This is a genomic window from Mesorhizobium sp. B2-3-12, from assembly GCF_006442205.1.
GTDB lineage: Bacteria > Pseudomonadota > Alphaproteobacteria > Rhizobiales > Rhizobiaceae > Mesorhizobium.
In genome coordinates this window covers 46,786-71,132 of record NZ_VFVR01000011.1, presented here as the reverse complement: position 1 = coordinate 71,132, position 24,347 = coordinate 46,786, and the positions used below count along the sequence as shown (strand labels likewise).

The 24,347-nt window shown below is 64.7% G+C and carries 21 protein-coding genes; 11 read left to right on the top strand and 10 right to left on the bottom strand.

Translation table 11 applies throughout. From position 1 onward, the window contains the following. Window positions 1-3: 3 nt before the first annotated feature. Window positions 4-774: a GntR family transcriptional regulator gene (locus tag FJ948_RS25845; protein ID WP_181173826.1), complete on the bottom strand. Its 771-nt coding sequence runs from the start codon at window positions 772-774 to the stop codon at window positions 4-6. 98 nt (window positions 775-872) lie between these two features. On the opposite strand from FJ948_RS25845, the gene otnK reads away from it, so the two are divergent. Together otnK and FJ948_RS25835 are read left to right on the top strand one after the other, a co-directional pair. Next, window positions 873-2,237, top strand: a complete 1,365-nt coding sequence (otnK, locus tag FJ948_RS25840) for a 3-oxo-tetronate kinase (protein ID WP_140709442.1) — start codon at window positions 873-875, stop codon at window positions 2,235-2,237. Next, window positions 2,237-2,875 carry a class II aldolase/adducin family protein gene (locus FJ948_RS25835; RefSeq protein ID WP_140709441.1) on the top strand — a complete coding sequence of 213 codons (639 nt, stop codon included), beginning with the start codon at window positions 2,237-2,239 and terminating at the stop codon, window positions 2,873-2,875. Before otnK ends, FJ948_RS25835 begins: the two co-directional genes overlap by 1 nt. Before the next feature lie 24 nt (window positions 2,876-2,899). On the opposite strand, the gene FJ948_RS25830 is transcribed toward FJ948_RS25835, so the two are convergent. From FJ948_RS25830 to FJ948_RS25805, 6 genes are read right to left on the bottom strand one after another with little or no spacing between them, the layout of a single operon-like run. After that, window positions 2,900-4,336 (bottom strand): NAD-dependent succinate-semialdehyde dehydrogenase, encoded by a 1,437-nt coding sequence (locus FJ948_RS25830; RefSeq protein WP_140709439.1) that lies wholly within the window; start codon window positions 4,334-4,336, stop codon window positions 2,900-2,902. A 17-nt stretch (window positions 4,337-4,353) separates the two neighbouring features. After that, window positions 4,354-5,625, bottom strand: a complete 1,272-nt coding sequence (locus tag FJ948_RS25825) for a CaiB/BaiF CoA-transferase family protein (RefSeq protein ID WP_140709437.1) — start codon at window positions 5,623-5,625, stop codon at window positions 4,354-4,356. A 50-nt stretch (window positions 5,626-5,675) separates the two neighbouring features. Continuing rightward, on the bottom strand, window positions 5,676-6,713 hold the full coding sequence (locus tag FJ948_RS25820; protein ID WP_140709435.1) for a dipeptide ABC transporter ATP-binding protein: 1,038 nt from the start codon (window positions 6,711-6,713) through the stop codon (window positions 5,676-5,678). Further along, entirely contained in the window at window positions 6,710-7,780 is a 1,071-nt protein-coding gene (locus FJ948_RS25815) for an ABC transporter ATP-binding protein (RefSeq protein WP_140709433.1), read from the bottom strand. The genes FJ948_RS25820 and FJ948_RS25815 overlap by 4 nt, the downstream gene beginning before the upstream one ends. A gap of 3 nt (window positions 7,781-7,783) precedes the next feature. Further along, window positions 7,784-8,626 (bottom strand): ABC transporter permease, encoded by an 843-nt coding sequence (locus FJ948_RS25810; protein ID WP_140709431.1) that lies wholly within the window; start codon window positions 8,624-8,626, stop codon window positions 7,784-7,786. A 4-nt stretch (window positions 8,627-8,630) separates the two neighbouring features. Next, window positions 8,631-9,644 carry an ABC transporter permease gene (locus FJ948_RS25805; protein ID WP_140709429.1) on the bottom strand — a complete coding sequence of 338 codons (1,014 nt, stop codon included), beginning with the start codon at window positions 9,642-9,644 and terminating at the stop codon, window positions 8,631-8,633. Window positions 9,645-9,828: 184 nt separating this feature from the next. On the opposite strand from FJ948_RS25805, the gene FJ948_RS25800 reads away from it, so the two are divergent. The 7 genes from FJ948_RS25800 (at window position 9,829) to FJ948_RS25770 (ending at window position 18,922) form a co-directional block, all read left to right on the top strand. After that, window positions 9,829-10,638: an IclR family transcriptional regulator gene (locus FJ948_RS25800; RefSeq protein WP_140709427.1), complete on the top strand. Its 810-nt coding sequence runs from the start codon at window positions 9,829-9,831 to the stop codon at window positions 10,636-10,638. Window positions 10,639-10,762: 124 nt separating this feature from the next. Next, window positions 10,763-11,515 (top strand): SDR family NAD(P)-dependent oxidoreductase, encoded by a 753-nt coding sequence (locus FJ948_RS25795; protein WP_140709425.1) that lies wholly within the window; start codon window positions 10,763-10,765, stop codon window positions 11,513-11,515. 61 nt (window positions 11,516-11,576) lie between these two features. Further along, entirely contained in the window at window positions 11,577-13,055 is a 1,479-nt protein-coding gene (locus FJ948_RS25790; protein ID WP_140709423.1) for a glycosyl hydrolase, read from the top strand. Further along, window positions 13,048-14,388 carry a glucoamylase family protein gene (locus tag FJ948_RS25785; RefSeq protein ID WP_140709421.1) on the top strand — a complete coding sequence of 447 codons (1,341 nt, stop codon included), beginning with the start codon at window positions 13,048-13,050 and terminating at the stop codon, window positions 14,386-14,388. The genes FJ948_RS25790 and FJ948_RS25785 overlap by 8 nt, the downstream gene beginning before the upstream one ends. Continuing rightward, entirely contained in the window at window positions 14,378-15,907 is a 1,530-nt protein-coding gene (locus FJ948_RS25780; RefSeq protein WP_140709419.1) for a mercuric reductase, read from the top strand. Before FJ948_RS25785 ends, FJ948_RS25780 begins: the two co-directional genes overlap by 11 nt. Before the next feature lie 164 nt (window positions 15,908-16,071). Then, entirely contained in the window at window positions 16,072-17,340 is a 1,269-nt protein-coding gene (locus FJ948_RS25775; RefSeq protein ID WP_246677625.1) for a glycosyltransferase family 4 protein, read from the top strand. A gap of 7 nt (window positions 17,341-17,347) precedes the next feature. Further along, window positions 17,348-18,922, top strand: a complete 1,575-nt coding sequence (locus tag FJ948_RS25770) for a glycosyltransferase (protein WP_140709417.1) — start codon at window positions 17,348-17,350, stop codon at window positions 18,920-18,922. Here the strand turns inward: FJ948_RS25770 and FJ948_RS25765 are convergent. The 3 genes from FJ948_RS25765 to FJ948_RS25755 all read right to left on the bottom strand — a co-directional run bounded on the left by FJ948_RS25765 (window position 18,905) and on the right by FJ948_RS25755 (window position 22,058). Beyond that, the gene (locus FJ948_RS25765) at window positions 18,905-19,903 is read right to left on the bottom strand and encodes a hypothetical protein (protein WP_181173824.1); all 999 of its coding nucleotides are present in this window, start codon (window positions 19,901-19,903) and stop codon (window positions 18,905-18,907) included. The two genes, FJ948_RS25770 and FJ948_RS25765, sit on opposite strands and share 18 nt — an antisense overlap. Window positions 19,904-19,982: 79 nt before the next feature. Continuing rightward, on the bottom strand, window positions 19,983-20,558 hold the full coding sequence (locus tag FJ948_RS25760) for a DUF1349 domain-containing protein (RefSeq protein ID WP_140709547.1): 576 nt from the start codon (window positions 20,556-20,558) through the stop codon (window positions 19,983-19,985). A gap of 60 nt (window positions 20,559-20,618) precedes the next feature. Continuing rightward, window positions 20,619-22,058 carry an aldehyde dehydrogenase family protein gene (locus tag FJ948_RS25755; RefSeq protein ID WP_140709415.1) on the bottom strand — a complete coding sequence of 480 codons (1,440 nt, stop codon included), beginning with the start codon at window positions 22,056-22,058 and terminating at the stop codon, window positions 20,619-20,621. 274 nt (window positions 22,059-22,332) lie between these two features. Here FJ948_RS25755 and FJ948_RS25750 point away from each other — a divergent pair, with 274 nt between their 5' ends. Further along, on the top strand, window positions 22,333-22,992 hold the full coding sequence (locus FJ948_RS25750) for a TetR/AcrR family transcriptional regulator (RefSeq protein WP_140709545.1): 660 nt from the start codon (window positions 22,333-22,335) through the stop codon (window positions 22,990-22,992). A 90-nt stretch (window positions 22,993-23,082) separates the two neighbouring features. Next, entirely contained in the window at window positions 23,083-24,336 is a 1,254-nt protein-coding gene (locus tag FJ948_RS25745; protein WP_140709413.1) for a sarcosine oxidase subunit beta family protein, read from the top strand. Window positions 24,337-24,347 lie beyond the last annotated feature (11 nt).

The window sequence follows — 24,347 nt, the reverse complement described above, 5'->3', positions numbered from 1 at the left end:
GGCTCAGCCGGCCGCCGAAACCAGGCGGCCGTTCTGGGCCGCCGCGCGCAGCTCTTCGGGCGTCACCGAGCCATCATTCAGCCGTTCCAGCACCTTGACCAGCAGGCGGCCGCCTTCGAGCATGTCCTGCTGGATACCCTTGCGCACGCCGTTCTCGTCGCGCGCGCGCAATGCATCCAAGATGTCGAGATGGCGGTGGCGGCCGTCATAGGTCGGCCTGGCATGCGGGTATTGATAGTTGACCAGCGGTCCGTTGCGCAGCCAAATGCCCTCGATGATGGCGAGCAGTTCAGGCATGCCGGCCGCCTGGTAGATCGAGTGGTGGAATTCCCAATTGTCGCGGACGGCCTCGAACCAGCGGCCATTGTCCTCGTTGGCAATCAGCTTCTCATGCACCACCGTCAGACGGTCGATTTCGCGCGGCTCGATCCGGGTTGTGGCCGCGGCACCGGCCATGCCTTCGAGGTGCAGGCGGATGCTGCGCAGCTCCAGATACCGGGCGAGCGACAACTGGGCGACGTTGATCGAGCGGCCGGCCTCCATCTCGAGGCCCTTCTCGCGCACCAACTGCATCAGCGCCTCGCGCACCGGCGTCTCGGACACCTGAAGGCTGGCGGCGAGATCGCGGATCTTGAAGCGATGGCCCGGCCAGAAACGGCCTTCCATCATGGCGCGGCGAAGCTCTTCGTAAACGCGGGTCGTCAGATTGTCGCGCGCGATAGGCGCGATGGAAGCAGTCACATCCAGTCTCCGTCCTTGCCGGGGCGCAGGCATCACCCGCGTCGAGCGGGCTGTGTATATGATATCACGTGCGGCCTGACCACCGACATCAGACAGGCCATCGACATCAATGAGGCAAGGAAACGAGCCGCATGACCGCGTCGAAGCCCTCCCTTCTGTTCGGCGCCATCGCCGACGACCTGACCGGCGGCACGGAACTCGCCTCCATGCTGGTGGCGCGCGGCGTTGCGACCGGATGCACGGTCGGGCTGGAAGCACCGATCCTGCCCGGCAAGACAGCGCATGTGATCCTGCTCAAGACCCGCGTCATCGCCGCCGCCGACGCGGTGCGCCAGGTGATCGAGGCCGCCGACCGCCTGGTCGAAGCGGGCGCGCGGCAGATCTTCTTCAAATATTGCGCCACCTTCGATTCGACGCCCACCGGCAATATCGGTCCGTGCGCGGAGGCGCTGCTGGACCGGCTCGGCGGCAGCGTGACCCTTTTCACGCCAGCGCTGTGCGAAACCGGCCGCACGGTCTATCAGGGCCATATGTTCGGCGGCGCGCAATTGCTGGCCGAATCGCCCAAGCGCTTCGATCCGCTGACGCCGATGACCGATTCCAATCTGGTGCGTGTCCTGCAGGTGCAAAGCAGGGGCAAGGCCGGGCTGGTGCCTTACCTCACCGTCGATGCCGGCCCGGAAGCGATCCGGGCTGCCATGCGGGAGAAAAGCGCGCGCGGCGAGACGCTGCTGGTCACCGACACAATCCGCGAGTGCGACCTGGCGGCAATCGCGCAAGCGGCCTTCGATCTGCCGCTGATGACCGGCAATTCCTCGGTCGCGGCGCATCTGCCGCCGGCCTGGCTGGCGCACGGATTGCTCGACAGGAAAGAGCTCGTCCCAGCCGGTCTGCCAGCCGTGGACGGTCCGGCGGCAGTGCTTGCCGGCAGCGTTGCCGACCGCACCATCGAACAACTCGACCGCTTCGCGCAGGGCAATCCCGTGCTGACGATCGACCTTGCCAGCGCCTTCGCCGGCGCCGATGTCGTGGCGCAGGCGCGGGCCTTTGCCGAACGGCATCTGCCCAATGCGATGATCGCGATCGCCACGACCGCACCGCAGGCAAGTGTCGAGGCGCTGCAGCGGGCGCATGGCCGCGAGGCGGTGGCCGCGAAAGCAGAAGAGATCCTGGCGGATATCGCACGAATTCTGGTGCGCGACCTCGGCGTGAGGCGGCTGGTCGTCGCCGGCGGCGAGACCGCCGGCTCGGTGGTCAAGGCGCTCGGCATCGACCGCATCGCCATGGGCGCCTATGAAGGTCCCGGTCTGTCGCGCGCCATCGCCGACCTCCCCGGTTTGCCCGGGGATCCGCTGGCGCTGATGCTGAAATCGGGAAAGCTCGGCGGTCCCGACATTTTCGCGGACGTTCTGCAAGACATGACACGGTCGAGCGCCATCGCGCCGGCCATCGGCACATGGCCGCCAGTCAAGGCCACCACAGGGAAAGCACCGTGATGGATATCGAGACCGCGCGCGCGGCGCTGATAGCGGCGACCGAGACGCTGGACGCCAGCGGCATGAATGTCGGCACGACAGGCAATATCAGCGTGCGCACGGCGGACGGCATGCTGATCACGCCGACGGGAATCGCCACGAGCGCGCTCCGGCCCGAGCAGATGGTGCCGATGCGGCTCGACGGGTCCTGGGACGCCCCATTCCGACCATCGAGCGAGTGGGAGATGCACGCCGAAATCTATAAGGCTTTCCCCGATGCCGGCGCCGTGGTGCATGCGCATCCCGACCATTGCGTGGCGCTGTCTTGCCTGCGCGAAGGGCTGCCGCTGTTCCACTACATGGTGGCGGGCTTCGGCGGTGACGATGTGCGCTGTTCGGATTACGCGCTGTTCGCGTCAAGCGAGCTGGCCAAGGCCGCTGTCGTCGCGCTCAAGGACCGCAATGCCTGCCTGCTCGCCAATCACGGCATGATCGCTTTCGGCGGCGACCTCGGCGCGGCGCTCATCCGCACCATCAAGCTCGAAACCCTGGCACGGCAATATCTGCTGGCGCGCAGTGCCGGCACGCCGGTGCTGATCGAAGGTAGCGAGCTTGCCGCCATTCGCGGCCGCTACAAGACCTACGGCCAGCAGAAGTAAGCTGGCCCCCGGACACGCTTCGCCTCATTCCACTTGCAAGTGTGAGACGAACTTCGCGTTGAGATAGCTCTCCAGCGCGTCGGCGCCGCCCTCGGTGCCATTGCCGGAATCGTTGATACCGCCGAACGGCACTTCCGGTAGCGCCAGGCCATAGTGATTGATCGAGACCATACCGCTGGCGATGCCCGACGACATTTTCGCGGCACTTGCCGATGACCGCGTGAAGCCATAGGCGGCGAGACCGTAGTTCAGCCGGTTGGCTTCCGCGAGCGCCTCGTCCAGTCCGCCCACCGGTGTCATCAGCGCCAGCGGCCCGAACGGTTCCTCATTCATGGCGCGGGCATCGGTGCCGACACCAGACAGGATTGTCGGTTCGAAGAAATAGCCCGAATTGCCGATGCGCTTGCCGCCGGTGACGAGCTCGGCGCCTTTCTGCACGGCGTCATGGACCAGTTCCTCCATAGCCTGCACGCGGCGCGGATTGGCGAGCGGCCCCATGGTCGTCCCTTCGGCCAGGCCATCACCGACCTTGATCTTGCCGGTCGCCTCGGCAAAGCGGCCGACGAATTCGTCATAGACGGCATGGTCGACGAGGAAGCGCGTCGGCGCCACGCAGATCTGGCCGGCATTGCGGAATTTCGCCGCCACCATGGAACGGGCCGCGCGGTCGAGATCGGCGTCGGGCAGGACGATGACCGGCGCGTGACCGCCAAGCTCCATCGTCGCTCGCTTCATGTGCAGACCGGCAAGCGATGCCAGCTGCTTGCCGACAGGGGTGGAGCCTGTGAAGGAGATCTTGCGGATCACCGGATGGGGAATGAGATAGGCCGAGATTTCGGCCGGCGTGCCGTAGACGAGTTGAACGGCCCCATCGGGCAGGCCGGCATCGACAAAGGCGCGCACCAGTTCGGCGGGGGAAGCCGGCGTTTCCTCCGGACCCTTGACGATGATCGAGCAGCCGGCGGCAAGTGCGGCGGAAAGTTTGCGCACCGCCTGGTTGAGCGGGAAATTCCAGGGCGTGAAGGCCGCCACCGGGCCGACAGGCTCCTTGACCACCGTCTGGCTGACACCCTCGAACCGAGGGGGCACGATGCGGCCATAGGCGCGGCGCGCTTCCTCGGCGAACCAGTCGATGATGTCGGCGGCGGCGAAAGCCTCCATGCGCGATTCCGCGATCGGTTTCCCCTGCTCCAGCGTCATCAGCGTGGCGACGTGCTCGTTGCGCCCACGCAGGATGTCGGCGGCCTTGCGCATCAGTTTGGAGCGATCGAAAGGCGAGACGCGCCGCCAGGTCTCGAACCCTTTGGCGGCGGCGGCGAGCACTTCGTCAAGATCATCGATACCGGCATGGGCGAGCGAACCGAGCTGGCTTTCCGTCGCCGGATTGATGATGGGCATGGTGCGGCCATCGCGCGCCGGCCGCCATGAGCCGTCAATGTGGAGATGGACGTCGGGGTACATGGCAGGCTCCGTTAAGGTCAGGCGGAAACGGACTCGGCGGCAGGCGTGTAAACGCCGATGGCGCCAGCGCCGATCAGTTGCTCGATGGTTTGAGCGCTGTAGCCGAGGACATCGGTCAACACGGCCGCCGTGTCCTGGCCGAGCATCGGCGGCGCGGTGAAATCGGCGGTCAGCTGCGCGGCCAGCCCCTGCGCCGGGCGCACCATGGCGACGGAACCCAAATGCGGATGCGGCAAGGTGTGGACGAGACCGCGCTCGCGGACGTTGGGACTGTCGAAGACTTCCGGGATCGACTTCACGGTTCCGGCCGGCACGCTCGCCGCGGCACAGGCCGCCATCCAGTAATCTCGCGTTTCGGTCACGAAGGCTTCAGCCAGTTCAGGGATCAGCGCTTCGCGGTTGGTGGCGCGCGCCCCTGCCCTGATAAAACGCGGATCCTTCGCCAGATGCGGCAGGCCGACCACCTTCTCGCAGAGCGCGGCGAATTGACGATCATTGCCCACCGCGAGCGCGAAGCCTCCGTCGGCAGCCTCGAATATCTGATAGGGCACCACCGTCGGATGCGCGTTGCCGTAGCGGGTGACCTCCCGGCCGGTGTTGAGATAGCCGCTGCCGACATTGATCAGCAGCGAGAGCGCGCAATCGATCAGCGCCAGGTCGAGGAACTGGCCCTTGCCTGTCGTGGCGCGCTCGAAAAGCGCGGCCAGGATCGACTGGGTGGCGACCATGCCGCAGACCACGTCGGTGATGGCGACCCCGACACGCATCGGCTCGCCTTCGCTCTCGCCGGTGATGGCCATCAGGCCGCTTTCGGCCTGCATGACGAAATCGTAGCCGGGACGGTTGGCATCGGGCCCGGTCTGACCATAGCCAGAGATCGAGCAGTAGATCAGGCGCGGATTTGAGGCGCTGAGTTCCTTCCAGCCGACGCCGAGGCGGTCGGCGGTGCCGGCGCGGAAATTCTCGACGACTATATCGGCCTTGGCCGCCAGCTCGCGCACGATCGCCAGGCCTTGCGGGCTCTTGATGTCGAGCGCGATGCTCTGTTTGCCGCGATTGGCGGAGAGGTAGTAGGTGCTGACGCCCTTGTAGCTCGGAACCGACCAGGCGCGGGTGTCGTCGCCGCCATCGATGTTCTCGACCTTCCACACCTCGGCGCCGAGATCGGCAAGGCTCATCGTCGCCCACGGGCCGGCGAGCACGCGCGAGAGGTCGAGCACCTTGATGCCTTCCAGCGGCAGGCGCTTGCGGCTTGCCGTGCCGGCGTCGTTGGGCTGGTCTTCAGTCACGATCGAGATTCCTTCACGGGGTAATTGTGGCGACGGCCCTCGCAGGCTCGTCAGGCAGCCTTGAAGGCGTTGACGGGTTCCGGAAAGTGGCAGGCGACCCGGTGCTTTTCGCCGGATGGCCCAAGTGGCGGCTCCACCGAGGCGCAGATCGCCTGCGCCTTGAAGCAGCGTGTGCGGAAGCGGCAGCCCGATGGCGGGTTGAGCGGGCTCGGCACGTCGCCAGTGAGCACGATGCGTTCGCGCTTGCGTTCCTTTTCGGGATCGGCGAGCGGCACCGCCGACAAGAGCGCCTGCGTATAGGGATGCAGCGACCTGGAATAAAGCTCGGCGGCCGGCGCGATCTCGACGATCTTGCCGAGATACATCACCGCGACATGATGCGAGATGTGCCGCACGACCGACAGGTCATGGGCGATGAACAGATAGGAGGTGCCGAAGGATTGCTGGATATCCTTGAGCAGGTTGAGCACGCCGGCCTGTACCGACACGTCGAGCGCCGAGACCGGCTCGTCGAGGATCACCACTTGCGGGTTGAGCGCGAGCGCGCGGGCAATGACGACACGCTGGCGCTGGCCGCCGGAGAGTTCGTGCGGGTAGCGCTTGCCGTGCTCCGGATTGAGCCGCACCAGTTCGAGCAGTTCGGCGACGCGGGCGCGGCGGATCGCCTTTGACATGTCGCTCATGCGCAGCGGCTCGGCGATGTTGTCGGCGATGCGCATGCGCGGATGCAGCGACCCATATGGATCCTGGAAGACGAGCTGGATGTAACGCCGCATCCGGCGCATGTCCTCGTGGTTCAGCGCCAGAAGGTTCTGGCCGCGGAACCAGCTTTCGCCGCTGGTCGGCTCGATCAGCCGCATCAGGCAGCGTCCGAGGGTCGACTTGCCGCAACCGGATTCGCCGACGAGGCCGAGCGTCTCGCCGGGAGCCAAGTCGAAGGAGACATCGGCGACCGCCCGCACATGCGCGACCGCGCGGTCGAAGACAAGCCCGCCGCGAACCGGAAAATCCTTGACGAGATGGCGGACCGACAGCGCGGGCGCCCGGGCCAATTGTGCTTCGGTCTTGTGTTCGGCCGCTGCGCTCATGGGGTCAGGCTTCCCGTCTCCAGGCTTGCCGCCGCCAGCGAGGCGCCATGGAAGGGCGGCAAGGTCGTGGCGAAATGGCAGGCCGAGAACCGGCCGCCCAGGTCGAGCAATGGCGGGTCCTGCTCCCGGCAGCGTGCCTCGGCATGGATGCAGCGCGGATGGAAGGCGCAGCCGCCGGGCAAGCTGCCAAGGGCCGGCGGCGCGCCATCGATCGAGAACAGCCGCTCACGGCTTTCCTCCAAATTGGGGATCGAGGCGATGAGGCCGCGCGTATAGGGATGGCGGGGATCGGCGAAGAGTTCGGAGACCGTTGCCTGCTCGACGACACGGCCGGAATAGACGACCGCGACACGGTCTGCATGGCCGGCGACGACGCCGAGGTCATGGGTGATCAACACCAGGCCGAGACCGAGCCGCTCCTGCAATGAACGCAGCACGGCCAGGATCTGCGCCTGCACGGTGACGTCGAGCGCGGTGGTCGGCTCGTCCGCGATCAGGAGGTCGGGATCGTTTGCGACGGCCATGGCGATCACCGCGCGCTGGCGCATGCCGCCGGAGAATTCGTGTGGATACTGGCTGGCCCGGCGTTCCGGCTGCGGGATCGACACCAGGTTGAGCAGGTCGACCGCGCGCGCCATGGCCTGCTTGCGGGTCACGCGCTGATGCAGCCTGACAGCTTCGGCAATCTGGGCGCCGACGGTCATCACAGGATTCAGCGACGACAGCGGATCCTGAAAAATCATGGCGATGCGCGCGCCCCTGATCTTGCGCATTTCGCGCGCCGGTTTGCCGACCAGTTCGTCGCCCTTGAAGCGGACGGAACCGGTGACGACCGCGTTCTTCGACGTCAGGCCAAGGGCAGCGAGCATGCCGACCGATTTGCCCGAGCCGGACTCGCCGACAATGCCGAGGACCTCGCCCTTGGCGACGTCGAGATCGATGCCGCGCACGGCCTCGAACTGGCTGCCGGCCTTGCGGAACCCGACCCGCAATCCGCGTATGGACAGCAGCGGTTCGCCTGGCATTTCGGCCGCGCCGGAGCGCACGGAGGATAGCTGTGCGCTCATCGCCTAGTCCGACCTTGGATCGAGAATGTCGCGCAGACCGTCGCCTATGAAATTGAAGCCGAGCACGATGGTGAGGATGGCGACGCCGGGGCCGAAAGCGATCCACCATTGATAGAAATGCACGGCGCCGTCGGAGATCATCGAGCCCCATTCGGGCGTCGGTGGCGTCGCGCCAAGGCCGATGAAGCTGAGCGATGCGGCGAGCAGCACGACCTGGCCGAGATCCATGGTGGCGCTGATCAGCACCGGGGTCCAGCAGAGCGGCAGAATATGCTTGAACAGGACGCGGCTCGGCCTGGCACCGGCGGCGATCGCCGCCTCGACATGTTCGCGCTCCTTCACCTCCAGCACCTGCGCCCGCATCAGCCGGGCATAGACCGGCCACCAGACCAGCTCCATGGCGATGGCCGCATTGCCAAGGCCCGGCCCCAGCGAGGCGGCGACGGCCATGGCCAAAAGCATCGGCGGGAAGGACAGGGTGACGTCGACGAGACGCATGATCGCCGCGCCGGTCAGGCCGCCGACGAAACCGGAAATCGCGCCTAGCAGCGAGCCGATGACGACGGCCGAGACAACGACCAGGACCGCGATCGGCAGCGAATGCGCCGCACCGTGAAGAGTGCGGGCGAGCACATCTCGGCCCAGCGCGTCGGTACCCAGCCAATGCGCCCAACTCGGCGGCTGCAGGCGGCGCGCCACCATTTCGAGCGGATCGAACTGCACGACCAGATTGGCGAACACGGTCATGAACAGCCAGAACAGGATGACGACCGTGCCGATGACCAAGGGCGCGGTCAGCCACTCGGGAATGGCGGCGGAACGGGATTTCGTGACGACTGCCGTCATGGCGCTAGCTCAGCCTGACGCGCGGGTTGGCCACGACGTAGAGGATGTCGGTGACGAGGTTGGTGACCAGGAAGGCGAGGCCGCCGACGATGGTGACGCCGATGATGGCCGGAAAATCGAGCGCGCGCGCCGCCTCGACGGCATAGGAACCCATGCCCGGCCAGGAAAAGATGGTCTCGGTCAGCACCGCGCCAGTAATCAGATAGGCGAAGGAATAGCCGATGACGGTCAGGGTCGGCACCATTGTGTTGCGCAGCGCGTGCACGATGACGACGCGGAATTCGCTCGCTCCCTTGGCGCGCGCGGTGAGCACGAATTCGCGGCTCATCACGTCCAGCATGTTGGCGCGCACCAGCCGCGATATGGTTCCCGACACCGTCCAGCCGAGCACGAAGGCCGGCAAAAGCAGATGCCACAGCGCATCCTTGAAGACAGTGAGGTTGCCGGCCAGTAACGAATCAATGGTGAGGAAACCGGTGATGCCGGGCGGCAGCGGCAGGCGGGCATCCAGCCTGCCCGGCCCCGGCAGCCAGTTCAACATGACCGAGAAGATGAAGAGCAGGCCGAGACCCGACCAGAACACCGGCAGCGACGAGCCGAACAAGGCGAACAGCCGCGCGCCGTGGTCGATCAGGCTGTTGCGGAAATAAGCGGCGAGCACGCCGAGCACAATGCCGAGCGTGGTGCCGAAGATCATGGCGGCGAAAACCAGTTCGAGCGTTGCCGGCAAGCGGTAGAGAATATCGGTGCCGACATTGCGCTTGGTGATGAAGGACGTACCGAGGTCGCCGCTCATCAAATTGCCAAGATATATCATATAGCGTTCCGGCAAGGACCGATCCAAACCCCAGCGCGCCTTGGCGGCGGCGACCACTTCGGGATTGTTCATCTGCTGTTCGGCGACGATCGCGGTCAGCGGATCGCCCTTGGTCACCGTGGTGATCAGGAAAGCGATGGTGACGATGCCGAGCACCAGGAACGGCATCGCGATAAGCCGGCGCAAAATATAGCGGGACACGTGGCTACCTTCACAAGGACGGGCTTCGTAAGATGGCACAAGGCGCTGGAAGATGCCATCGAGGGGACATATTGACAGGCTGCAAAAGCCGCTGTCAATATAAATGGAATTTAATTTCATTTTTGACTGTACCGCCGGAGGCACCGGCCTGACAGGTGGACACTCCGCCAGAAAGACCACCAGCGTGCGCAAGCGAGCGACCCGGGATGAGGCCGAACTTGACGGTGAAGGCGCGCAGCTTTCCTCGTCGCTGGTGCGCGGCCTCGGCATATTGCGCGCCTTCCGGCCGGGCGACACCTCGCTCGGCAACCAGGACATCATCGCGCGCACCGGTCTGCCGAAGGCCACGGTGTCGCGCATCTCTTATACGCTGAGCGCACTCGGCTATCTCCTCTACGACAAGGAGCTCGGCCGCTACAGCCTTGGGCCGGCGACCGTGGCGCTCGGCTATTCGGCGCTGAGCTCCAGTGCCGTCGTCCACATCGCGCGGCCGCTGATGCAGCCCCTGGCTGACCTGACCGGCGCGGCAGTGGCGATCGGCACGCGCGACAGCCTCAACATGGTCTACCTCGCCAATTGCCGGTCGGAGAGCCTGGTGACGCTGCGGCTCAATCCAGGCTCGTACCTGCCGATCTGGAAGACCTCTATGGGACTGGCCTACGCGGCAGGACTTTTGCCCGACGAGCGAGCCAGTCTCGTGCGGGCGCTGCAGGAGGCGGAGCCGGACAAGGCCGCGATGATAGCGACGGCGATCGAGGACGCCATCGCCCAGCATGCGCGGCTCGGCTACGTGACCTCGTTCGGGGCTTGGCACAGCTATATCCACGCGGTCGGCGTGCCGTTCCGTCCGCGTGACGGCTCGCCGCTGGTCGCCATCACCTGCGGCGGCATCGGCGAAATCATCACCGAGACCCGCGCGCATGCCGAAATCGGCCCGGCGCTGGTGGCGATGGTGGAAGCACTGCGCGACCAGCTCGAGGGAAGCACGCCGTAATCGGGCCGGTTGGCCCAGACGATCCGGCCGCATGCCGGCTTGAAGTCGGCCGGCGGTCACCTCACAGTCCCGATGACGGGCCATCACGCGTGCAGGCTTCAGCCAACATGGACGGGAGAACAACATGCCGATGAATTTCGCGGGACGCTTCGCCGGCCGGTCGGCGGTGATTACCGGCGGCGCCTCGGGCATCGGGCTCGCGGTCGCCCAGAGGATCGTCGACGAAGGCGGGCGCGTCAGCGTCTGGGATCGCGATCCCGCGCAGATCGAACAGGCGAAAGCCGTCATTACCTCCCTGCATGGGGTGACGTTGGACGTTGCCGATGCGGCAAGCGTGGAGGCTGCCGCGCAATCGACGATCGAGGCCCTCGGCGGCGTCGACATCCTTGTCACCAGCGCAGCCATCACCGGCCCGAACATGACGACCTGGGCCTATTCGGCCGAGGATTGGCGTGGGGTCATCGACATCAACATCAACGGCGTCTTCTACTGCAACAAGGCGCTGGTGCCGCACATGCTCGAGCGCAACTATGGCCGCATCGTCAACATCGCGTCGATCGCCGGCAAGGAAGGCAACCCCAACGCCTCCGCCTACAGCACCTCGAAGGCGGCGGTGATCGGCCTGACCAAGTCGCTCGGCAAGGAACTGGCCAAGACCAAGGTGACGGTCAATTGCGTGACGCCGGCGGCCGTGCGCACCGCCATCTTCAAGCAGATGAGCCAGGAGCACATCGACTTCATGCTGTCCAAGATACCGATGGCGCGCTTCGGCGAGGTCGAGGAAGTGGCGGCGCTGATCGCATGGATCGCCTCCGAGGAATGCTCGTTCACCACGGGTGCGGTGTTCGACGTGTCCGGCGGCCGCGCCACTTACTGAGGGCAACTACAAATCCGCGTGAGCAGGCAACGAATATGTCAGGGCCGGCGTATAGTCAGCGATGGAATGTTTAGAGCAGCCATTTCAGACAGTTCCACGGGCAACTTTTCGCTGCGATCTCGGCGTCCAGGGCGAGGAATTCCCCCATTTCTGGGAACATACGATCGGCAGCGGCCACGCGACGCTCGCCCTGCGCGCGGATTGGCAGGCGCAGATGCGCCGGGCGCACGACGAACTCGGCTTTCGCCACGTCCGTTTTCACGGGTTGCTCGACGACGACATGGGCACGCTCATCGACCAGGACGACCAGCCGCTCTATTCGTTCTTCAATGCCGATCAAATCTTCGATTTCCTGCTGTCGATCGGCATGCGCCCCTTCGTCGAGCTGAGCTTCATGCCGACAATGCTGTCGTCGTCCGGAAAGATAGCCTTCCGCTATCGCGCCAATGTCAGCGCACCGAAGGACTACGATCAGTGGTCGACGCTGATTTCGAAGCTCGTCGCTCACTGGGTTGATCGCTACGGCCTCGACGAAGTGCGGCAATGGTTCTTTGAGGTCTGGAATGAGCCCAATCTCAAGGCGTTCGGCAGCGGCAAACAGGATGACTATTTCAAGCTATACGCTTACACGGCAAGAGCTATCAAATCCGTTGACACGCAGTTGAAGGTCGGCGGACCAGCCACGGCCGACAATGCCTGGATCGATGAGTTCATCGCTTACTGTGGCCAGAACAGCCTTCCCGCGGACTTCGTCAGCACCCACCATTATCCAACCGATGCCTTCGGCCAGCCTGGCGACGACACCGAAGCCCAGCTCTCGAAAAGCAGGCGAAGCGTCCTGCGCGAGGAAGCGCGCACCGCGCGACGGCAGGCAGGCGACCGCCCGCTCTACTACACCGAATGGTGCACATCGTCGAACCCGCGCGACCACATGCACGACGAGCCTTATGCCGCCGCGTTCATCATCAAGACGGTCATGGAGGCGAAAGGGCTGGTTCAGGGCTACAGCTACTGGACGTTTTCGGATATTTTCGAAGAGAATTATTTTCCATCCCGGCCCTTTCATGGCGGTTTCGGCCTGATGAACCTTCACGGCGTCGCCAAACCGGCTTACCGTGCCTTCGAAATGCTGCATGGCCTTGGAACCGAAATCCTGTCCACGCAAGGCAATCACCCCACCGTCGACAGTTGGTGTGTGCGCGACGGAAATTCGTTGACCGTGCTGATTTCCAACTTCGCCTTGCCTCGGCATCCGATCGCGAACGAGACCGTGCATATTCATCTTGAGAATGCACGGCAGCCCGGCACGGCGACTATCCGACGCGTCGATGCAGCAAATGCCAACCCCAAGGCGCTATGGTTGACAATGGGAAGTCCAGATTACCTGAGCCCAGCAATGGTAGAGCATTTGCATGCGGCCTCTGCGATGCCGGAACAGGCGCAAGCGATCGCCTTTAGCGATCATACCGTTCTGTTCGATGTCACCGTACCTGCGCAGGGCGTTGCGGCCATCAGGCTGGAGTGTTTGTCGTTTGCTTAGAGCAGATCCCGCCGCGCTGGCCGATGACGAATTGCTGGACCGCTATCAACGCGCCGCCTTCGGCTATTTCCTGGAGAATGTGAACCCCGACAACGGGCTGGTCGCCGACACGTCGCGACCGAATTCACCGTGCAGCATCGCCGTCGTCGGTTTCGCCCTGTCCTGCTATCCGATCGGCGTCGAACGTGGCTGGATGGCACGCGACGCGGCTGCCCGGCTGACCCTTGCGGCGCTACGTTTTTTCCAGGCCAGCACGCAAGGCAGTGGCCACGACGTCACCGGCCACAAGGGTTTCTACTACCACTTCCTCGACATGCGCACCGGTTTGCGGGTCTGGCGCTGCGAACTGTCGATGGTGGATACCGCCCTGCTGATCGCCGGCATGCTGGTGGCGGGCGCCTATTTTTCCGGCGACAATGACGACGAGGCCGAAATCCGCCAGCTGGCCGAGGCGCTCTACAGGCGCGTCGACTGGCGATGGGCGCAAGGCAGCAGCCCGACGCTCCGCCAAGGCTGGAAGCCCAGGAGCGGCTTTCTGCATTATGGCTGGGAAGGCTACAACGAGGCGACGATCCTCTATGTGCTGTCCATGGCCTCACCGGATCGCCCGACGTCGGACGACAGCTACGAGGCCTGGACGGCGACCTACCAGTGGGAAAACATCTACGGCCACGACGTGCTCTATGGCGGGCCGCTGTTCATGCACCAGTTCTCGCATGCCTGGATCGATTTCGCCGGCATCCGCGACGCTTTCATGCGCGAGAAGAATTCGGACTATTTCGAAAACAGCCGCCGCGCGACATACCTTCACCGTGATTACGCAAGGCACAATCCTTACGGGTTTGACGGCTATGGCGAGAACCTGTGGGGCCTTTCAGCCGGGGACGGACCGGGCGGCTTCCGCGCCAGCGTTGAGCGGCGGACCCACCGCTTTTCCGGCTATGCCGCCCGCGGCGCGCCTTTTGGGCCGGATGACGGGACGATCGCGCCATGGTCCTATCCGGCGTCATTGCCTTTCGCGCCCGACATCTGCCTGGCGGCGATGCGCCACCTCGCCGATCGTTACCCGGAGGTGATGGACAATTTCCGGCTGCCGAGCGGGTTCAATCCGACATTGGCCAACCGGCGGAAATTCGGCCGCGATGGCTGGGTGTCGGAAGGCCATTACGGTCTGGACCAGGGCATAGCGGTGATGATGATCGAAAACCACCGTTCCGGCCTGATCTGGGAGCTGATGCGTTCCAATCCCCATATCCGCCGCGGCCTGGACAAGGCCGGCTTCACCGGCGGATGGCTGTCGCGGCCGGCATCAGGAGGGCGCGATGGCGCTTGAGCCGACGAGAGCCGCCGCCTTCCCGGTCGACCGCAACGACGTCGAACTGATCAGGAGCGCGCATCCCCCGCGCTGGAAGAACCCGACCCCGAACGGTCCCTACAATCTCGTCGTCATCGGTGCCGGGCCGGCCGGATTGACCGCCGCGCGCGACGCCGCGAGCCTTGGCGCGAAGGTGGCCCTGATCGAGCGCGGGCTGCTCGGCGGCGCCTGCATCAATGTCGGCGGCATTCCGTCGAAGTCGATCATCCGCACGGCCAGGCTCTATGCCGACATGCGCGATGCCGAGAGCTTCGGCGGCGACCCGCCGAACCATCTTCGCGTCGACTTTCAACGGGCAATGACACGGATGCGGCAAATCCGGCGGCGGCTCAGCCGAGCCGATTCCGCCGCGAGCCTGGTTTCGGAGGGGATCGACCTCTATTTCGGCGAAGCGCGGTTTGCCGGACCCGACACGGTCAGGGTCGCGCAGAGCACGTTGCATTTCAAGAAGGCGCTGATTGCAACGGGAGCCCGTCCGGCCTTCCCCGCCATTCCGGGGCTGGTCGAAGCGGGTTACCTCAGCAACGAGACGATGTTCGACCTGACGCAATGCCCGCCGCGGCTACTCGTCATCGGCGGCGGGCCGCTTGGCTGCGAAACGGCGCAGGCCTTCTGCATGCTCGGCGCCAAGGTCATACTGGCGCAGAGCGAGCCGATGTTCCTGCCCGGCGAGGAACGCGACGCCGCGCAGATCCTCTCCGACGCGCTGGCCCGCGAAGGGGTCGAGGTCCGCCTGAACACCGAAGTGGTGGCGGTGCGCAGGGAAGGTGCCGCCAAGGTCGCCGACCTGATGCGGGACGGCGACACGACGACGATCTCCGTCGACGAGATCATCACCGGCGTCGGCCGTTCGCCCAATGTCGATGGGCTGGGCCTCGACGAGGCCGGCGTTGCCCATGACGCCAAAGGCATCAAGGTCGACGATCATCTGCGAACCACCAACCCCCATGTCTACGCGGCGGGCGACGTCTGCCTCGAATACAAGTTCACCCACACCGCCGAGGCAACGGCGCGCATCGTCGTGCGCAATGCCCTGTTTCGTGGCCGCGAAAGGCTCAGCGAACTCGTCGTTCCCTGGTGCACCTATACCGATCCGGAGATCGCCCATGTCGGCCTCTATCCCCTGGAGGCGCGGCGCAACGGCATTCCGGTCAAGACCTATACGGTGCTGATGCACGATGTCGCCCGCGCCGTGATGGATGGCGAGGAGGAAGGGTTCGTCAAGATCCATGTCAGGGAAGGGTCCGACCGCATCCTTGGAGCGACGGTCGTCGCCAGCCATGCCGGGGAGATGATCAACGCGGTGACGCTGGCCATCAGATCGGGCATGGGACTGCATGCGTTGGCCGACGTCATCCATCCCTTCCCGACACAGGCGCAAGGCATCAAGATGGCGGGCGACGCCTACAGGCGGACACGCCTCACCTCGTTGCGCAGGCGCCTGGCGGCGCACTGGCTGGCGTGGTCCAGGCGATAAGCCTTGCGTCCGGGTCGGGCCGGACCCGCGTTGGAATACGATCCAGTGCTTGACGAAAGCCCGGTTCGGCTGAACAAGTCGAGGCTGATTTCTGCGGCTTCGGGGGCCTCGTGAATGTCGTCTGCAACAGAGCTTGCGCCGTCTCTCCTGGCGCGAAGCGTCGGGTGTCCGCTTTGAGCACGCGGGCCGGTGTCGACATGCCGGCGCGCGGCACCGGGCGACGCGTGCTGATCGTGTCCCACGAGCCGGCGTTTCCGCCGACCTCCGGCGCGGATCTTCGCAATTATCGCAATGCCGTGGCGGCGGCCGCGTTCGGACCGGTCTGTCTGGCCTCGGTGCTGCCCAAGGCGATCGCGGCGGCCGCGCCCGATCCGCGGATCCGCGCCGAGGCGCTGTCAATCGAGGGTGGGCCGCGGACGGCCTCGATCGGATGGTGGCGCATGAGGGCGGAGCATCGCATTTCGCGCGCGGCCCTGGCGCGGCTGGAAGCACTGATCCTAGAATTCCGCCCGGACACCGTCGTGGTCGAGAGCATCGGCCTGTTCAAGCTGCTGCGGCCCTTGCGACCACTGGCCAGGCAGCTCATCCTCGACATGCACAATGTCGAGTCCGACCTGTCCGCGCAGATGAAACGCGCGGTCACGACCGCATCGCGCCTATCCACCGTCGTATCCGCGCCCGGCATCAGGCATCTCGAACGAAAGGCGCTCGCCCTTGTCGACAGAGTCTGGGTCTGCTCGAACGAGGACCGCGAGAGGTTGATGGCGCTTGCCGGACGGAAGATGCCAATCGACGTCGTTCCCAATGGGATTCCCAACGTCGAGGCCATTCCCGCCGTGCTGCCCGCGGAAGCGCCGGCCGACAGCGGCTTTCCGGTGATCCTTTTCATCGGCCATCTCGGCTATCCTCCGAATGTCGATGCCGCCGGGCGATTGGCACGGGCCATATTGCCCCGTATCCGCCAGGCCTTGCCCGGCGCGAAACTCGTTCTCGCCGGACGCGGTCCGAACCCGGCCGTGCAGGCCCTGGCTGGGTTGCCCGATGTGGAACTCGTCGAGAATCCCGAAAGCGTGGCGCCGCTCCTGTCCGGCGCGCATCTCAGCATCATCCCGCTCAGGGCGGGCGGGGGCACGCGCATCAAGATTCTGGAGGCGATGGCCTGGGGAGTGCCGGTGATCGCGACACCGCTAGCGGCCGAGGGCCTGGGCCTGATCGAGAATGACCAGGTGCTGCTGTCGGACAGCGACGAGAGACTGGCCGACATGGCCGTCGACCTTTGTCTCGACGCCGAGCGCCGGACACGGCAGCGCCTGCGTGCGCATCAGGCCGTATGGGCAAGATTTGGCCCGCAAGCGATCCGCGATGCCGTCCGCGCCGGGCTTGCACTGGACAATGACGGCAATGACGACCAGCCATCTCCCGTCACCCCATGAGCCGCCAATGATCCCGCCGATCCTGCACCAGACATGGAAGACCGACAGCGTTCCCGTACGCTTCCAGGCGTACGCCGAGAGCTGGAAACGGCACAATCCACACTGGACGGTCATGTTCTGGAGCGACCGGATGCTGCTCGAATTCGTCGCCGAGCACTATCCCGATTTCTTACCGATGTTCTGTGGTTACACCAATGGCGTGCAGCGGTCGGATGCGGCTCGCTACATGCTTCTGCATCACTTTGGCGGGGTCTATGCCGACATAGACTGCGAATGCGTCGCGCCCTTCGACGCGATCATGAACGAGACCCGGGTCGTGATGTGCAAGGAGCCGGCTTCGCATGCGGCCGTCCAGGCGGATTTCCGAGGCCTGCCCTACCTCCTGTTCAATGGAACGATAGCCAGCCCGCCCCGTCATCCCTTCTGGATCCATCTCCTGTCGATGATGCCCGGGCTCGCCGCCGCCAAGGACGTGCTCGACGCGACCGGCCCTTGCCTGCTCACTTCCGCGCAGCGCGGGTACCGTGACCAGGCAGCCCTCGCCATTCATCCTTCCGGCCTGTTCGTGCCGGTGACGTCGGCCGGGAGCACGGAGCGCGACGCCGGCGACGACACGGCGTCGCTTTCGATCCATCACTGGGCCGGCACATGGTGGACCCCGGAACCGCCGCCAAAATGGGGCACCAGGCTTCGCAACTGGGCCTACCGGCTCCGATATCACTTGTCGCGCGGCACGTATCTGGATGAAGCGGAGGCGAAAGCCGGCGTCGACAGGGCGGTACTGTCAGCGCCACCGCCGTCGGGCCGAAACGTCGCCGTCCTGGTGCCGCTTCGCGATGCCGCAGACCTCATCCAGCCGTTCCTCGATGCGCTGGACGGACTCGACTACCCTAAGGACAGGATCAAGCTGGTCTTTTGCGAAGGCGACAGCCTCGACGGAAGCTGGGAGCGGCTGCAGGCCGCAACCGCTGGGTTGGCCGGCAAATATCGTGACATCGTCCTCTTGCAGAGACAGGTCGGCACCCGCCTCGACAGGGCTAAACGGGCGAAGCCCAGGATGCAGCGCGTCAGGCGCGGCGCAATCGCCAAGGTTCGCAACTATCTGATCGATCACGGGCTGGACAGGGACGACGACTGGGCACTGTGGATCGACATCGACGTCTGGCGCTTTCCCGGTGATGCGCTGAACCGCCTGATCGCCACGGGGCATCGCATCGCGGTGCCCAACTGCGTGAAGATCGCCGGTGGCGCCAGTTTCGACCTCAACAGCTTTGTCATCAGACGGCAGACCAAGGACTATCGCTATTACCGCGAGATACGCGGCGGCCTTCACCAGCCACCCGTGCAAACGCCAAGCCGGTATCATCTGGGCGATGTCAGGCATCTCGACATGATCGGCCTCGATGCGGTGGGCGGAACCATGCTCCTGGTCGATGCCGCCCTGCATCGCGGCGGCCTTCGCTTTCCCGAAATCCCCTACCGCGATCTGATCGAAACGGAAGCCTTTGGCCTTCTTGCCAACGACCTCGGCATTCAGCCTGTCGGCTTGCCCAAGCTGGAAATTCTACACGTCCCGTGGTGAGGCGGCTGCCTGCCGAAGCTCCTCGCGCAGAGGTTTCAGATAGGTTTGCGGGCGCAGACGCTCCCACACGTAATTCCGATCCGTCAAACGCGCGGCCTGTCTGATCCAGCGTTCCGGTGCATTGGGATCCCGCACCTCGCGCCAATCCTCGACGATGATGACAGGCAGGCCTTCGTAGAGCGGATCGAGCGGCGAGGTCTTGGTCACCACGATGCAGCCGAGGTAAAGCAACTCCCATGTCCGGTGGCAGTCGAGGCCGTTTCCGACGGTCGACAGCACAAGCGGGTATTGCGAATACAGCTCCCATATCGCGCGCTGCGACACGCGTTTCTTCAAGAAGTCGACATGCGGGCAGCCGTCCAGGGCATCGAGCAACTCCCGACGCTGGCTGGAGCCATTGCTGATGCTGAAGTCGCAGAATATCCTGGCCGGACGCCGATCCGCGTTCCCCTGCCGGCCGCGTAGTGTTTTCAGCTGTCGCACCAACCCGGCAGGCGTCGCCAGGGAACGTGGCGTGTGGAGATCCAGCCCGATCGGGAACGGCTTGATCCTGGGATGACCGCCATCGCAGTTCTGGCTGTACCAGGAGACCAGATAGGGGTTGGCGAGAAGCCGCTCGACAGTGTCCCTGGCCAGATCCGAAGGCACCGAGGAATCACCGTCGGTCGTGATCAGGACGAAAGGAGCCTTGATGGTCGGCAAGGCTACCCTGGCGAATGTATCGAGATCGCAATTTCTGGGGATCCTGGCCAAGGTGCTCAAGCGCACCCAGACGATGCCATGCGCGCCGCTGTAGTGGTCGCGGAAAAAAGCCTCGCTTTGCGTGGATTCGGTGGGCGCCCAGCGATACCAGCCGGGCCCGGCGAAATCGCAGAAAAGCCCGATCCCTTGTGACCAAAGCACCGACGGGACGCTGAGAAACCGCAGCGCCCTGGAACGGACGGTTTTTTTCAGTGTTGCCCGCCAACGCGACATGCCCATGGACAACGCTTAGCCCAGACGCCGTCAGGGCCGCAACGTCCTGCGGGCCTGTTCGCACAGGCCATACGGGCTCATGGCCTCAGTCGTGCAGGTCGCGCGCGATCGGCGGACAGACGGAAAAGCCGGTGAACGCGACCTCGAAACCCTCACGCTGCGGCGAACAGCACATCATGCCCACATCGACCGCCTTCGAGACCGGGAAATAGGCGAGCCGCACCGGCTTCCAACGACCATCGGAAGCGTCGAGATACTGGACGCGGATCGCCTCGCCATGGCGGGTCAGGCGGATGCTGACGCCGTCCGGGCCGGCCGCTATGGCCACCAGCGACCAGTCCGAGGTGTCGTTGGTGACGACGACGGAGACATAGGCAAGGCCGTCGGTGTATTCGATACCGGCCTTGATCCAGTGGGTTTCGCTCAGCCGCACCATCAGCCCGGCCTGATCGTAAAGCACCTTGTAGTCGCCCTTGACGGTGACCTCGGCGGTGAAATCGCCCTCGACCGGCCGATACAGGAAATGACCGTTGTCGCGCCAGAACCCGTAGAACGTCTCGCGCCAGAAATCGGTCTCCTTGCCGGTGCGCACGCGCACGACATCACCGTCGATGGCGTGATGCGGTGGCGGGTTGAGCCAGGTCAGGTCCTGCAATGTCATCATTTGCACCGGTCGATTTCGGAGAGGTGACAGTTCGCCGGCGCATCAGCCGGCGCCTGGTCATCCCGCGAACGTATAGGCGGTCTTTACCGTGGTGTAGAACTCCATGGCATAGCGGCCCTGTTCGCGCGGACCATAGCTTGACCCCTTGCGGCCGCCAAAGGGAACGTGGAAGTCGACGCCCGCCGTCGGCAAATTGACCATCACCATGCCGGCTTCGGAATTGCGCTTGAAATGCGTGGCGTACTTGAGGCTCGTGGTGCAGATGCCCGACGTCAGGCCGAACGGCGTATCGTTGGCGACGGCAAGCGCCTCGTCAAAGTCCTTGACGCGGATGACGCTGGCGACGGGCCCGAAAATCTCCTCGCGCGAACTGCGCATGTCGTTGGTGGCCTCGGTCAGCAGCGCCGGCTTCAGATAGAAACCCGGCGCCTTGCGGTCGAGCCGTTCGCCGCCGAAGGCGAGCGTGGCGCCTTCGCGGACACCGATGGCGATATAGTCTTCGTCCTGCTTGAGCTGGGTCGCGTCGACCACGGGCCCGATCTGGGTCTGTGCGTCGAGCGCGTCGCCGATCACCAGCTTATCCATGCGTTCCTTGAGCGCGTCGACGAAACGGTCGTGGATGCCGTTGGTGACGATCAAACGCGACGAGGCCGTGCAGCGCTGGCCGGTCGAGAAGAAGGCGCCGTTCAGCGCGCAATCGACAGCGACGGCGAGATCGGCATCGTCGAGCACGACCAGCGGATTCTTGCCGCCCATTTCGAGCTGGAACTTGCGCATGTGCTCCACGCTTGCCGCGGCGACGCGCTTGCCGGTGCCGACCGAGCCGGTGAAGGAGATGGCGTTGACCTCGGGGCTGTCGAGCATTGCCTGGCCGACGACCGAGCCCTTGCCCATGACGAGGTTGAGCACGCCTTTGGGCAGGCCGGCGCGATGCAGGATGTCGACGATGGACCAGGCGCTTTCGGGAACGAGCTCGGCCGGCTTGAAGACGATGGTGTTGCCATGGGCCAACGCCGGAGCGATCTTCCAGGCGGGGATGGCGATCGGGAAATTCCACGGCGTGACGATGCCGACCACGCCAACCGCTTCGCGGGTCATCTCGACGCCGACGCCCGGCCGCACGCTCGGCACGACCTCGCCCGAGAGGCGCAAGGTCTCACCAGCGAAAAAGTCGAAGATCTGCGCGGCGCGAATGGTCTCGCCAATACCTTCGGCCAGAGTCTTGCCTTCCTCGCGCGCCAGGTTGCGGCCAATCTCGTCCTTGCGCGCCAGGATCTCGTCCGAGGCCTTCTTCAGCACCGCATGGCGCGCCAGCGGCCCCGAACGGGACCATGCGGGGAACGCTGCCTTGGCCGCGGCGATCGCCTGCCTGGTTTGCTCCACATCGGCCGAGGCGTACTCGCCGACAACGTCGCCCGTATCGGAAGGGTTGATGTTGCGGGAGCCGGCATCCCCGGTCCATTCGCCATCGATGAGGTTCTTTCGAAACAGGGTCATGTCGGTCTCTTTCTTGCTGCTTGGCCGCGCGGCGGCATTCGGTCGGATTGGTATTTGCCAGACAAATGCCTTGCGGGGAAGCAAAGTCTGGGCTCGCTCGCCGCGACAAAATCCTCCCCCGCTTCCACGCGGAGGATGACGACCGGTATCGTGACACATCGACTGCTGATCCGGCTAAGTTCAACCGATATCGTCCAGTTTCGGTTGCATGGCTCCATGTACACATATGTACATGGCCTTGATTTGCCCGGGACAGCGTGTCATGCGTCGTGCAATGGCAGTCACCGACACGACACCCCAGCGCGCCGGCGCCACCGGCAATATCAAGGCCACGCGCGAAGACTGGCTGAAGCTCGCGCTTGAAACCCTGATCTCGGACGGCGTCGAACGCGTCCGCGTGCTGACGCTCGGCCAGCAGCTCGACGTCTCGCGCTCGAGCTTCTACTGGTATTTCAAGAGCCGCCAGGACCTGCTCGACCAGTTGCTGGACCACTGGCGGCAGACCAATACCCGCTTCATCGTCGAACGCGCCGAGCGCCCATCCGCGACGGTCATACGCGGGGTGATGAGCATTTTCGAATGCTGGGTGGACGAAAGGCTGTTCGATCCCCGGCTTGATTTCGCGATCCGGGCCTGGGCTCGCCGCTCGCCCGCCATCCGGCGCGCGCTCGACGAGGCCGACGAAGAACGCGTCAATGCGATCCGCGGCATGTTCATGCGCCATGGCTATGATGAGGAAGACGCGTTCGTGCGCGCCCGCGTGCTCTATTTCATGCAGATCGGCTATTACTCGCTCGAACTCGACGAGCCGATGAGCAGCCGCCTGCCGCATGTCGCCGCGTATCTGCGCAGCTTCACCGGTCAGGAGCCTTCGGCTGGGGATGTCGAGGACTTTTCGCGCTATGTCGAGGAAACGATTTCGCGCAACCGTTAGGGACGGCAGCCGCGGCCCCGCGCGATAACTAGACATATGTGTACATTGCCATTAGGCTACCTCTGACCAACCAGGCCTTTCGCGCGCGCCATGACCCGAATCTATTCCGCTTTGTCGCTGTTCAAGGAGGGCCTCACCGGCCAGACCGGCTGGAAGCAAGCCTGGCGCTCGCCCGAGCCGAAAGCATCCTACGACGCCATCATCATCGGCGGCGGCGGTCATGGGCTGGCGACGGCCTATTATCTGGCCAGGAATCACGGCATCGCCCGGGTGGCGGTTCTGGAGAAGGGCTGGATCGGCGGCGGCAACACCGGCCGCAACACCACCGTGGTGCGCTCCAACTATTATTATCCCGAAAGCGTCGAACTCTACGGTCTGGCGCACCGGCTCTACGAGGGCCTGTCGAAGGACCTGAACTACAATGTCATGCTGTCGCAGCGCGGCATGGTCAATCTGTGCCACTCGACCGCCGAGATGGAGATCGGCGCGCGCACCGTCAACGCCATGCAGATCAACGGCATCGATGCGGAGCTGTTTTCGCCCGAGGATGTGCGCCGGGTGGCGCCGATCTACAATTTCTCCTCGGATGCGCGTTTCCCGGTGTTCGGCGGCATCTGGCAGGGCCGCGCCGGCACCGCGCGCCACGACGCGGTTGCCTGGGGTTATGCGCGGGCGGCGAGCCAACTCGGCGTCGACATCATCCAGAATTGCGAGATCACCGATTTCATCATCGAGGGCGGCCGTTGCCGCGGCGTCCAGACGACGCGTGGCGCGATCCGTGCCGAGCGCATCGGCATGGCTATCGCCGGGCATTCCTCGGTGCTGGCTGCAAAGGCCGGCTTCCGGCTGCCGATCAATTCCTACGCGCTGCAGGCCTGCGTGTCCGAGCCGGTCAAGCCGGTCCTCGACACGGTGGTCCTGTCGCCCGGCACTGGTGTCTATGTCAGTCAGTCGGACAAGGGCGAGATCGTCATCGGCGGCGGCCTCGACCGCATCCCTTCCTATGCACAGCGCGGCAATTTGCCGACGCTGGAGACCGTCATATCAGGCCTGTTGGAAATGTTCCCGATCTTCGGCCAGTTGAAGCTGATGCGGCAATGGGCGGGCATTGTCGACGTCGTGCCGGATTCCTCGCCGATCATCGGCGAATCGCCGCTGCCCAATCTGTTCCTCAATTGCGGCTGGGGTACCGGCGGGTTCAAGGCGATCCCCGCCGGCGGCACATTGCTGGCGAACCTGCTGGCGACCGGCAAGCACAACGACATCAGCCGGCCCTTTGACCTCGATCGTTTCGCCAGTGGCCGGCTGATCGACGAAGCGGCCGGCTCCGGCATCGCGCACTGACATGCACAAAG